Raw genomic sequence first — 11,119 nt, forward strand, 5'->3', positions numbered from 1 at the left:
GACATGATGAACCAGAACTGCGGGCGCATCGGGTCGTCGCCGCCGATAGTGCTTCGCATCGCGAATTGGGACGTGATGATCATCCCCGTCATGAGCAGGTTCATCGACAGCAGCTCAGGCAGGAAGGTCATCTTCAGCGACTTCGTGTATGACCCGCCCGCTGCGTCGCGCATCGCGAAGGCCTGGAAGAAGGCCCATCCGAACCCGAAGCCGAGCACGTACTCGAGCAGAAAATCCGGCCAAAAGGGCAGCGTCAATACGCCGCCGATCGCGGCCCCGACGACGATTCCTATCCCGTCGCCGGCGACGCAATGCATCGTCGAACCGAGCACTTGGCGCCAACGAGCCGCGACATACTGTTCGTGGCTGCCCCGCAACGGTTCCCGACAACCGAGCACATAGAAGAACGCTCCCAGCGGTCCGGTGAACGCGGTGAGGATGACGAAGGCCCATTTAAGGACCGGCGACTCGGGGGTGGTCCGCCAGACGTCGATGACGACGAACAGAAACGACGGAATCGTGAGGATCCACCAAAGCAGCATTACGCCGTCGAACATATGCAACAGGCTATCGACCTCGCGCCGATCTTGACCACGTGTCCGTCGGCTACGGTCCGCATTTCGGCGTGGGCGCAGCACTGGGCAGTGCACTGGCGAGGGTCAGGCGACGACTCGCTGAGCCGGCTGTGTGCAAGGCAATGTCAGTGCGGCGCAATAAGGTCAGATGATGCGGCTCTTACCCATCACCGTGCGAAAAGCCCTCTCGCTAGTCACGCTGACCCTGATGGGCTGCGTCTGCACTACCGTCACGACTCCTTTCGCGCCGCGCGCGCTCGCGGCCGACGCGAACTATCAATTGATCCAGGAGCCCGAGGCGGGCTTTTCCCGCATCATTGATCTGATCAGTGGTGCCGCCCGCTCGGTACGGATCACCATGTACGAACTCATCGATCGTGCGGCGGTGAACGCGCTTATCGATGCACACGGCCGTGGCGTGGACACCAAAGTGATCCTGGACGCCGCGTTCCATGGCCACGACGCCAACGCCGAGTCCTTCCAGCAACTCAGCGACGCTGGCGTCGCCGTCAAGTGGGCCCCCAACGGCGTGATCTACCACCAGAAAACGATCACAGTCGACGACACCACCGCGGCAGTCGGCACCGGCAACCTGACACCGCAGTACTACTCGACGAGCCGCGACGCCTGGATACTGGACACCAATCCCACCGACGTCGCAGCCATTGTGGCGACGTTCGACACCGACTACACCGCAGCACCGTCCGGGCACCCGCCCGAAGCGACTCCGGCGCCCCACTTGATCTGGTCGCCGGCGGCGCGGGCCGCCTTCTTGCAGCGCATCGACCAGGCCGCCGTTAGCGTCGACGTCACCAGTGAGGAATTCAAAGACCGCGCCGTGGTGGCAGCCCTGGACAAGGCCGCGCGTCGCGGTGTGCAATGCCGCATCGTTCTCACCGAGAATCCATCGTGGGCCAATAGCGTGGCCGAAGTGTCAGCCGCCGGCTGCTCGGTGCACCTGTTACCGGCCAACGACACCGCGCTGCACATGCACGAGAAAATTGTGCTCACCGACCACACCACGCTGATCATCGGCAGTCAAAACCTCACTACCACAAGCCTTCTAGAAAACCGAGAACTGTCACTTGTCTTGGACACCGCCATTGCACCGGAGCTGATCGCCGCAGTCAGTTCAACCTTCGACGCTGACTACGCCGCAGCGTCCGCGCAGTAGCAGGAAAAGTGACGGTCCTGAAATCAAGTTATTCCGCCGACGACCTGGCGACCGCGGTGCTGACAGCCAACAACGACTTTCCGTCCCAATTGCGTGAGCTGGCAACGCCGGAGTGGCAGAACATGTCTGAATTGGTCTCGGCGACCCCCAGCACGGGACTGGCCGACTTCATTGCGTTGCTGGGCTCGTGACGACTAGCGCATCGGAGCGCGCCCTGCCGATCCCGGCCGGGGTCAGCGAGCTCACGCCGGAGTGGTTCAGCCAGGTGCTGGATTCCGACGTCGCCGCGGTTGACGTCATCGAGGCTCACGCGGGCGTCGGGTTGTTGGAAGAACGGCTCTAGGTCGCGTCGCACCAGGTCAGACGGGTATAAACCGCTGCCACGTGCTGCCTTCGTGCTCGAACACCGTTTCTTTTTCGTTAGGAAGGTTTAGCGCAGTCGTTATACGGGGAATTACAAGCGTGTGATTAAGCCGACCGCACTTCAGTCGGCCCAGCACAAGCCGAAAAGGACAATCATATGAACACCGTTCTCTACTTCAGCACTAATGACCTCGTCTATGAAACCCGCGCCTACACCAACGCCGATATCGCCGAACTCGTCGACGCCTATGGGCTCGAATGCCTGACCAGCACCGATCGACAGTTCGATTTCTGGTTCACTCCCTCAACACAGCGATGCCGTCGCAAAGTCAACCGCTGCGCCACCGAAATGCTGTCAGCCACGACTCGGTTCACCGCCAAAACGGTGCCGCTGCTCCGCGGCGCAGTTGTGGTCGCCACCCACGACTCAGCCGGCGAGCTCGATGGGCTCAGCTGGCAGCAGCTCCAGCGCCTGGTTCAGAGCAGTCTCACCCTGACGCGACGCGACGACCGGGTGCTTAGCCGTCGGATCAAGCGCGACGACAGGCGTCAGCAGCGCAACCTCGTCGCGGAAGACGCGGCGGCTCCGGTACGCGCGGGACAACAGCACGCTGTCCGGCACTGACTGACCACCAGGTCTGCGCTAGGTCCCTTAAGGTCCATTAAGGTCCCTTAAGCGACGATTGCGTCCGTATGGTGAGGGCCATGGACGCACCTGCGCCCGATCAGCCCGACGAGCGCCCTGAGCTCGTCAACCGCCGTCAGCTGCTTTGGCTGGTCGGCAGCGTCGGCTTGGCCTCCGCGGTCGGCGCCTGCTCAACCAAGCCGCGACTGGACCCTGTCTCGGCGCCCGCGACTGGCCTGACGCCACCGTCTCCACATCGTGCTGCGACGGGCACAACGGATCCCAGCCCACTAGCTGGACCGACAGCCCCGGCCCCAAAGGCCCCGAGCAGCACGTCGGCTCAGTTGCTCTGCCGAGATGCTTGGGGCGCCCGGCCCGCCCGCGCCGGAGGAAAGCCCCAGACCATCACCCGGATGACTCTCCACCACGAGGCCGTGGTCCTCGGCGACAACCGCAATGCCCCAGGACATTTGCGCCAAGACCAGCGCTATCACCAAGACCAGCACGGATGGATCGACATCGCGTATCACGTCGGCGTCGACCGCAACGGCAACATCTACGAACTGCGGAGCCCCAAGATCGCGGGCGACAGCGCGACCAACTACGACACCACGGGCCACTTCCTGGTCCTCTGCGAAGGAGACTTCGATCAGGAGACGGCGTCGGAGGCCCAGCTGCACGGAACCGCCGTCGCGTTCGCATGGGCTGCCCAGAACTTCGGGATCGCGACCAGCACACTGGCGGGCCATCGGGACCTGGCCCCGACTTCTTGCCCGGGCGCGAATCTGTATGCCCATCTCTCCTCAGGCGACCTCAAACGCCGCATTGACGGCCTACTGGCCGCCGGCCCGGTGGATCTCCCCCTGTTTTGCGGACCCGACGCCGCCGCACGAGTCGCGGCTATCGAAGCCGGCAATTGACCAGCACTTGTTAGTGGAGCTGCCCGGAATCGAAACCGATCCTCTAGCAAGGCTTTTGCCACGGTCCGTCCGGAAGTCCATATCGTCGTCGTCGTGTGAACAATTCGACGTTGTTTGGTAGGAACGTAAACCAAGCATTCGCAACCAATTTCAACGAGAACGGAAGTTTGCCACGAGATGAATGACGTTCCGAAACAAGCGTTGACCAAGGTGCCGGCGGTCACCTTAGGGTTCTGGGTCATCAAGATCTTGGCCACAACGCTGGGCGAGACAGGCGGCGACACCGTGACAATGACCCTGAATTGGGGCTACGTGGCGGGAGTCGCACTATTCGGCGTCGCGCTGGTGGTGCTGATCGCCGCGCAAATCCTCGCCAAACGTTTCCACGCGACCCTGTACTGGGCGACGATCGTGGCCTCGACAACCTTCGGTACGACGTTGGCCGATTTCGCGGACCGATCGCTGGGAATCGGCTACACCGGCGGCTCGCTTCTGCTTCTCGGTTGCCTGCTGGCGACGCTGGCACTTTGGCGTTGGTCCGAGGGAACGGTATCTGTAAGCACCGTTTCCACGCCGAAAGTAGAGGCGTTCTACTGGGCAACCATCACGTTTTCGCAGACGTTGGGCACGGCCCTCGGCGACTGGCTTGCCGACACCCGCGGATTTGGTTACGAGCGTGGCGCATTGGTGTTCGCCGCTGCGATCGGCGTGGTCGTAGCCCTCTACTACTGGACCACGGTGTCGCGCGTCATCTTGTTCTGGGTCGCTTTCATCCTGACGCGGCCTCTGGGCGCAACCGTAGGCGACTTTCTCGATAAGCCCATTGCTGACGGCGGCTTGGCCCTGAGCCGCCCGCTGGCCTCGGCGGCCATCGCGGCCGCACTTGTCGTGTTGATCATTGTTCTGCCGCAACGCCCAGGACACCATCCCGGCGGTCAGGTGGAGAATCCGACAGCGGCCTGAGTCGGCGGTTTTCCCATTTTCGGTTTTCCGGAAATCACCACACCAGCGGCAGATGCGTCAGGTACCGGTCGACCTCGGCGGCGAGCACGCTGTAGCCGTCCGCGGTCCTGAACTCCGGAATCCGTCGCAGAAACTCGGTGATGATTGCGATCAGCTCGGCTCGCGCGAGGTGCACGCCAAGGCAACGCCGCGCGCCGCCGGAGAAGGTGTACGAGGGCTGCGGTCGGACCCGGTTGTCGGCGATCGATATGTCGATGCCCGGAGCGAGGTTGACTGCCTGAAGTGGCAACACAAACCGCGCACCCGCTGGCAGCGTGACCTCGCCGATGGTCATCTCGGTGAGGCTGGCCCGCAGGCAGGTAGTGATGGGCGGATTCAGCCGCGCTGCCTCGTCGACAAATGCGCCGATCTGGTCGGGTTGGCTGCGCAGTAGGGACTGCAATGGCGGGTTGCCGGCCAACTCCACAAGCGAGAATCCAATGGCCACAGCGCCGGTGTCGACGGCGGAGGTAAAGAGCAGCGTGACAAACGACGTCATTTCGTCGTCATCGAAGTCATCCCGCAGGGCCGCGACAACGCCGGTGGAATCCGCCTGTGGAATGGTGTGCGCCACGTAATCAATAACGCGCTGATGATTGTTCTTCGGGTCGTCGCGGTGCAACCGGTAGCGATCGACCAGCCCGATAACGGTGTCGAGTTCGGTTGACGGGAACCCCAGCACCGTCAGCAACGTCTGGCACGCCAGCGGGTGGGCGATATCGGCGATGGCGTCGCACCCGCCGTTGTCGGCGATGGCATCCACCAGCGCCACCGCGTGGTCGTGGACGGCTGCCGTGACCGGGGCTAACGCCCGCGGCGTGAACAGGGGGTTAAGAATGCTCCGATATCGCGCGTGCTCCGCCGGATCGGACACGGTGCTCGGTACCCACGGGTACACATGGGGGTCTATGTGCGGGCAGACCAGCGCCGGGTCGCGCAGCGCCGCAAGAACGTCGTCGTTGTCGGTCAGGTAGTAGTCGCCGTGCAGGTACACCACCCGCCCGGATGTACGCAACGCAACCCAGAAAGCCCGCTCGGAGGCATGTATGGCCCGGCGGTCGATATCGGCATTCAGTACGGCGCCTTTCCCATGACGTCAACATATCGCCCACGGCAAGGGCGATTTCCACCGCAAGCACCACGGGCGGAATACTTTGGCGCTGGGCCCGGTTGGCCCCGTAAGCACGGACCCGTCGCGAATGGATCATGATGCACTCTGATCGGGGAGCCGGGTAATCGTGGCCGAATTCGACGCCCGATCAACCTCAAATCCTTCGACACCGCAACCGATCGCCAGTTGGATGGTCATTCGTGGATCACCCACGTGCGCGGCCTCGTCAACGGCGATCACGAACTGATGCAAAGGCTGAGCACACTGCGTGGCTGGGAGCAGCGGCGCCGCTGGATGTATGACCGGGTAGTCGATGAACCTCGCTTGACCTACTGCGAAGTGCGGTACGAGCGGATCTGGAGCAGAAACCAGTCGGCTCACGCATGAGCCTCAATTTCAGCAGCAGTGACCAACTCACCTCGTAGCGAGCAACCACGGTCGTTGGTTCGCTCTACGCGTCCCTTACCGCAGCCTGGGCGAGCGCGACAAATTCCGCGATCAACGAGGCGCGACGTGTCGCCACCCATGCCAGCCGCACTTCGCTCGGCGGGATGTCGGTGATCGGCGTCCAGGCGACGTCGGGGCGTTGGTAATAGGTGGCCGTCGACTCAGGAAGCACACTGAAACCACGTCCCGTCGCGACATGTTCGAGCTTCTCCTCGACGCTGCGCCCCAGGGTTATCGGCGCCGCCCGCTGCCCTGCGGGCATTTCTTTTGCAACGGAACGCCATTCGGGTACGGCATCGGGGTGCTGGAGCAGGTGCTCACCGGCGAGGTCGTGAAGGCTAACGGCCTCCTTGCCGGCGAGTCGGTGAGCGGCAGGCACCACAGCCACGCGCGGTTCGCTGAAGAGTTCCGATGTCTGCAGCCCGGTCAGGTCGACCGGCATGCGTATGTATCCGATGTCTGCGCGGCCGTCGTGCAGGACGGTGACCTGGTTGGTCCAGTCGGTCCGCAGCACCTCGACGGTGAGGTCGGGATGGGCAGCGCCGAGCGCGAGCACCGGCTCGGTCACCGTCAGGCCGGGCATGAAGCCGACCGTGAACGTCGAGATAGCCCGGGCGGCCCGCGCGACGCGGCGCCGAGCGGCGTCCGCCCCGGCCAGCAATAGCGATGCATCGTCCAAAAGCTGCAGCCCAGCCGGCGTCAGCCGGGTGCCGCTGCTGTCGCGGACGAACAGCTGGGCGTGTAGCTCGTTTTCCAGCGCGCGGATCTGCCGAGAAAGCACCGGCTGCGCGATGTGAAGGCGCTCGGCCGCGCGGCCGAAGTTCAACTCTTCGGCGACCGCGACGAAGTAACGCACCTTGCGCAGGTCAAGATCCATCCGGCCTCCCACAGCGACTGATACCTCCAGGGTATTGCACGCAACGTAATAGGTCTTGGACCTGGAGTTTCGGCGATGGCAGCCTCGAAGTCGAGACCACTGGAGCCAAGGAGGACACATGAAGGTTTTGATCACCGGCGGGTCGGGCTACCTCGGCCAAACCACCATCCGCGCTCTGCAACGACATGGGCACCAGGCCGTCGCACTGGCGCGCAGCGATGACGCCGACCGAGTTGTCACGGATCTCGGTGCCACCGTTGTGCGAGGTGGCCTCACCGATCTCGACGTGCTTCACAAGACGGCGATAGAGGTTGACGCCGCGATTCACCTGGCACAGGACTACGGTCCTGACACCGCGGCCGTCGACCTGCGCGCTGCCACCGCAATTCAGGACGGTCTCGGCTCGAGGCCATATGTGCACACCGGTGGTGTCTGGGTCTACGGGGACACCGACGGTGTGGTCGACGAGACGGCGCCGCAAGCGCCCCCGCCAATAACGGCGTGGCGCGGCGACAACGAGCGCCGCATTCTTGAGCGCGCCGGTGGTGGCGCGCACCCCGTTCTGGTGATGCCGGGCGTCGTCTACGGCCACGGCGGCGGGCTCGTCGGCCAGTTCATCGGCGCGCCTGGCCGCGCCGGCGCCGCCCATTACATCGGCACCGGCGAAAACCGGTGGGCGGTAGTTCACGTCGAGGACATCGCCGAACTGTATGTCGCGGCGCTGGCGAGCCCGGCGGGCGGCGTCTACGCCGGCGTTGACGACAGCCAGTCACCGACCATGCGCCAGATTGCCGATGCGGTGAGCGTCGCCGTCGGGCAGTCCGGTACCGCCAGCTCGATCACGATGGAGCAGGCTCGACACGAATTCGGCCCGTTCGCCGATGCGTTCGCTCTCGACCAGCGCTTCACCGCCGCCAACGCCCGCCGGGTTCTCGGCTGGACACCCGCCGCGCGCGACGTTCTGGCCGAACTCGCCACCGACGGCTAACAAGTGGCCGCCTGAAGTACTGTCCGCGCCCGTCGGGATCATCACCTCGTCATTCGGTGAAGCCTTCGCGTCAAAGCTTTCTCAGGCCGCGGGCCAAACCCAGGACCGCGGCCGCTACAAAGGGCACCGGGGAGAGCGTGGCGATCAGTGCGCCTTTGGAGCCGACGAGCGGCTTGCTGCGAAGCCCGGTAACAAAGTCGGCTCCATCACTAACCAGTCCAACCGTTGCCCACCGTTGCAATTCGCCTTCTTCCCCACGCGCCCAGGCTGCACATGCACCGGAGCCGATAACCACATCACGGATCCCGATGGTCCGCATAAGTAATGTTTCCGTCCCGGATCCTGGCGAAAAGATGCGGCTCGGTGCGAGGATCATCGCCGCTCCGACGGCAACGCGGGCCGCCGCGACCAGCACCAAGATCGGGTTCGATGTCTGAGCCTTTTCGTGCGTCACGGCCCGACCCTACTCGCCCCGCGTGCTGCCTCAGCCCGGATATGCGTTACACGGCAGGCGATGTCGTGGCGGCGCAGACGACTGTCGCTGTGGACAAAACCTTGCTGCCGATCCCTGTCACCAAACACATCGACGGGGTCGGCGGCTTGCGCAACGATGGAATTACCTCGCACAGCGGTGAATCCGGTATCCGGTTCGGATCCCAACTGAGTACCTGGAGTAGAGACATATGGTCAGTTCACAAATGCCCCAGCCGCAACTTGCGTCCGGCGATCAAGCCGCAGTCAGCCGCCTGTTCCTTTTGGACCTCAGCGACGACCGTGTTGTTTCGCTGAATCCGGACGGCTCGGACAGCAAGGTCATCGTCACCGAGTGCAGATACCCCGATGGCATCGCGGTCGATGCCGCGGCGGGGCACGTTTACTGGACCAACATGGGAAATCCCGCGGCGGACGACGGTTCCATCGAGCGAGCTGACCTCGACGGACAGAATCGGAGGACGCTCGTTCCCGAGGGCGGCACGTTCACTCCGAAGCAGCTGCAGCTCGAAAAGACCAGCAGAAAGCTGTACTGGTGTGACCGCGAGGGCATGCGCCTGATGCGCGCCGACCTAGACGGCTCGAATATCGAGACGCTCGTGGACACCAGCCAGGGCGAGCCACGACCGGGGCCGGATTCTACGAAGTGGTGCGTGGGCGTGGCCATCGATGTCGATGGCGACCAGGTCTACTGGACACAAAAAGGTCCCGACAACGCCGGCAAGGGCAGACTTTTCCGCGCCGGCATCGAAATTCCCAAAGGACAAACGGCGTGTAATCGAACAGACATCGAACTTCTTTATGACGGACTGCCCGAGCCGATCGATCTGGAGCTCGACCTCAACAATCGCGTCATGTACTGGACCGACCGGGGCGATCCGCCGCGCGGCAACACGGTGAATCGCGCGCCCATGGATTCTGATGTCAGGGACCGCCCCGCTCCCGAGATCATCTTCACGCACTTGATGGAAGGAATCGGCATCGCCCTGGATCGGAAGGGCGGCCGAATGTTTATCACCGACTTCGGGGGCAACGTCTTCTCGGCCAAACTCGATGGATCGGACCCGAAGGTGCTGCTGGTCGCGCAAGGAAACCTGACTGGCATCGCCTATGGCGAAATTTCTTGAAAGAGCATCGTTAGTGTGGCGGTATTCCGATCATCAACGACGTCAACGACTTTCGGCTACATAAGGCGCCGGTGTACTTCGAAGGCTAGATACAGTTCGACGACATCCTTTGGCCGCGAAAGGGATCGGCCGCTACGTACCTCAATTTTGCGCAACCGGTATCGGACCGTGTTGGGGTGACAAAAGAGTGCTTCAGCTGCATCGCGCACGCACGCATCATGGTCCTGCCACACCCGAAACGTTTCAAATAGCATTTCGCGTTCCTCGTCGGGAAGGTCGCTAAAGCCGTCCAACGCTGGGCCGACCGTTCTCGTCATCGCCTCCGGTGCGCTGATTACGGCGGCGGCCAGGATGGAGCCGTCGAACACAGCGACGGAGGATCCGGAGTCGCCCCTGCCCCGCAACATCACTCGTGCTACATGCAGGGCTGTCGGTGTCTCACGTAAATCCTCGAAAGCCGCGCTGACGCCTACTCGGGCTGTTGTCATCCGAGACATTAGGGCAACCATCGCGTCGAATTTTTCGTCGGACGTGACGCGCGCAACCCCGACCTGCAAATCAGGCAGCAGAGTCCACGCCGACGATATGTTAAGGCTGCGGAGCTTAGATTCAATCTCGGGAAGCGGCTCTTCGCCCGCGAACGAAACCTGTGCGGCGATGACCACAAACGGACCGTTGGTCGGTAGCCGAAGGAAGCCCGCGATGTCCCGCAGACTCCAGTCGCCGAATCCGCGTCCGGCAACCAGACCATCGAGCCGATTCGACAGTTGCGACGCCTCAGTCAGTAGCTGCCGTTTCTGCTCGTCACGATATCCGGCCACCACGACGGTGCCGATCAGTTCGGCGAAGGCGCTGATGCGCCCTTCGGTGTCGGCCGGCATGGGCTCGGGTTCAACCGAACCCACGGCCGCCAGACCCCACACGCGTCCGTCGACGACGACGGGCACACCGACCGCTGCGTGTACGCCAGCGTCGCGTATCCGCGCCGCGAGTGAGCCGGTGCTGTTCTCGTAGTTGTCCATCCTCGCGGGCCGGCCTGTGCGCCGCACTATTCCTGCCAGGGTGCTGCCGTCGATCGGGCTTCGGGTCCCCACGGGCCACTTCGCTAGCTGCAGCCCCGGATGTTCAGCCGCAGCCACCTTCGTCATTTCGTCGTTTGGCTCATAGCGCCACAATCCGGCGGTATCCGCGGACAAACAGCGGCGCATTTCGTTGACGACCGCCTCGAACACCTCCGCCGGTTCCGCCCCCCGGGCCACCAGCACGGCCAGACGCCGCAAAGCCGCCTGCTCGGCGGCGAGTTGCTGATACTCGGCGTACAGCGTGACATCGTCGACGGACTCGGGGAGTTGCCCGTCGTGAAGTTCTTCGACGACTAGGAGTTCATCGATGGCTTCACCCATGAATCACCGCCCTTC

13 protein-coding genes are annotated in these 11,119 nt (G+C 63.3%); 8 read left to right on the forward strand and 5 right to left on the reverse strand.

Annotated features, from left to right (window positions below; all coding sequences use genetic code 11):
- The coding region (locus VNW74_RS25280; protein ID WP_325681942.1) for a DUF4396 domain-containing protein at positions 1 to 557 on the reverse strand (557 nt) is incomplete at its 3' end.
- Positions 558 to 726: 169 nt separating this feature from the next.
- Here VNW74_RS25280 and VNW74_RS25285 point away from each other — a divergent pair.
- From VNW74_RS25285 to VNW74_RS25310, 6 genes are all read left to right on the forward strand, one after another.
- Positions 727 to 1,749, forward strand: a complete 1,023-nt coding sequence (locus VNW74_RS25285; protein WP_325681944.1) for a phospholipase D-like domain-containing protein — start codon at positions 727 to 729, stop codon at positions 1,747 to 1,749.
- 8 nt (positions 1,750 to 1,757) lie between these two features.
- On the forward strand, positions 1,758 to 1,940 hold the full coding sequence (locus VNW74_RS25290) for a hypothetical protein (RefSeq protein ID WP_325681946.1): 183 nt from the start codon (positions 1,758 to 1,760) through the stop codon (positions 1,938 to 1,940).
- Positions 1,937 to 2,092 (forward strand): hypothetical protein, encoded by a 156-nt coding sequence (locus VNW74_RS25295; protein ID WP_325681948.1) that lies wholly within the window; start codon positions 1,937 to 1,939, stop codon positions 2,090 to 2,092. Before VNW74_RS25290 ends, VNW74_RS25295 begins: the two co-directional genes overlap by 4 nt.
- Before the next feature lie 177 nt (positions 2,093 to 2,269).
- Entirely contained in the window at positions 2,270 to 2,737 is a 468-nt protein-coding gene (locus tag VNW74_RS25300; protein ID WP_325681950.1) for a hypothetical protein, read from the forward strand.
- A gap of 344 nt (positions 2,738 to 3,081) precedes the next feature.
- Positions 3,082 to 3,657, forward strand: coding sequence for a peptidoglycan recognition family protein (locus VNW74_RS25305; protein ID WP_325681965.1), 576 nt, complete (start codon positions 3,082 to 3,084; stop codon positions 3,655 to 3,657).
- 177 nt (positions 3,658 to 3,834) lie between these two features.
- Positions 3,835 to 4,620, forward strand: coding sequence for a hypothetical protein (locus VNW74_RS25310; RefSeq protein WP_325681951.1), 786 nt, complete (start codon positions 3,835 to 3,837; stop codon positions 4,618 to 4,620).
- 34 nt (positions 4,621 to 4,654) lie between these two features.
- Here VNW74_RS25310 and VNW74_RS25315 read toward each other — a convergent pair whose 3' ends face one another.
- Both VNW74_RS25315 and VNW74_RS25320 read right to left on the reverse strand, forming a co-directional pair.
- Entirely contained in the window at positions 4,655 to 5,674 is a 1,020-nt protein-coding gene (locus tag VNW74_RS25315) for a cytochrome P450 (RefSeq protein ID WP_325681953.1), read from the reverse strand.
- Between the two features lie 547 nt (positions 5,675 to 6,221).
- Positions 6,222 to 7,094, reverse strand: a complete 873-nt coding sequence (locus VNW74_RS25320) for a LysR family transcriptional regulator (protein WP_325681955.1) — start codon at positions 7,092 to 7,094, stop codon at positions 6,222 to 6,224.
- A 118-nt stretch (positions 7,095 to 7,212) separates the two neighbouring features.
- Between VNW74_RS25320 and VNW74_RS25325 the strand changes: the two genes are divergently transcribed.
- On the forward strand, positions 7,213 to 8,082 hold the full coding sequence (locus VNW74_RS25325; RefSeq protein WP_325681957.1) for an NAD-dependent epimerase/dehydratase family protein: 870 nt from the start codon (positions 7,213 to 7,215) through the stop codon (positions 8,080 to 8,082).
- 70 nt (positions 8,083 to 8,152) lie between these two features.
- On the opposite strand, the gene VNW74_RS25330 is transcribed toward VNW74_RS25325, so the two are convergent.
- The gene (locus VNW74_RS25330) at positions 8,153 to 8,536 is read right to left on the reverse strand and encodes a hypothetical protein (RefSeq protein WP_325681959.1); all 384 of its coding nucleotides are present in this window, start codon (positions 8,534 to 8,536) and stop codon (positions 8,153 to 8,155) included.
- 244 nt (positions 8,537 to 8,780) lie between these two features.
- Between VNW74_RS25330 and VNW74_RS25335 the strand changes: the two genes are divergently transcribed.
- Positions 8,781 to 9,701, forward strand: coding sequence for a 3-hydroxyacyl-CoA dehydrogenase (locus VNW74_RS25335; RefSeq protein WP_325681961.1), 921 nt, complete (start codon positions 8,781 to 8,783; stop codon positions 9,699 to 9,701).
- Between the two features lie 56 nt (positions 9,702 to 9,757).
- Here the strand turns inward: VNW74_RS25335 and VNW74_RS25340 are convergent, their stop codons facing one another.
- Positions 9,758 to 11,104, reverse strand: coding sequence for a helix-turn-helix domain-containing protein (locus VNW74_RS25340; RefSeq protein ID WP_325681963.1), 1,347 nt, complete (start codon positions 11,102 to 11,104; stop codon positions 9,758 to 9,760).
- Positions 11,105 to 11,119: the final 15 nt, after the last annotated feature.

Source organism: Mycobacterium sp. (genome assembly GCF_035570115.1).
Lineage (GTDB): Bacteria > Actinomycetota > Actinomycetes > Mycobacteriales > Mycobacteriaceae > Mycobacterium.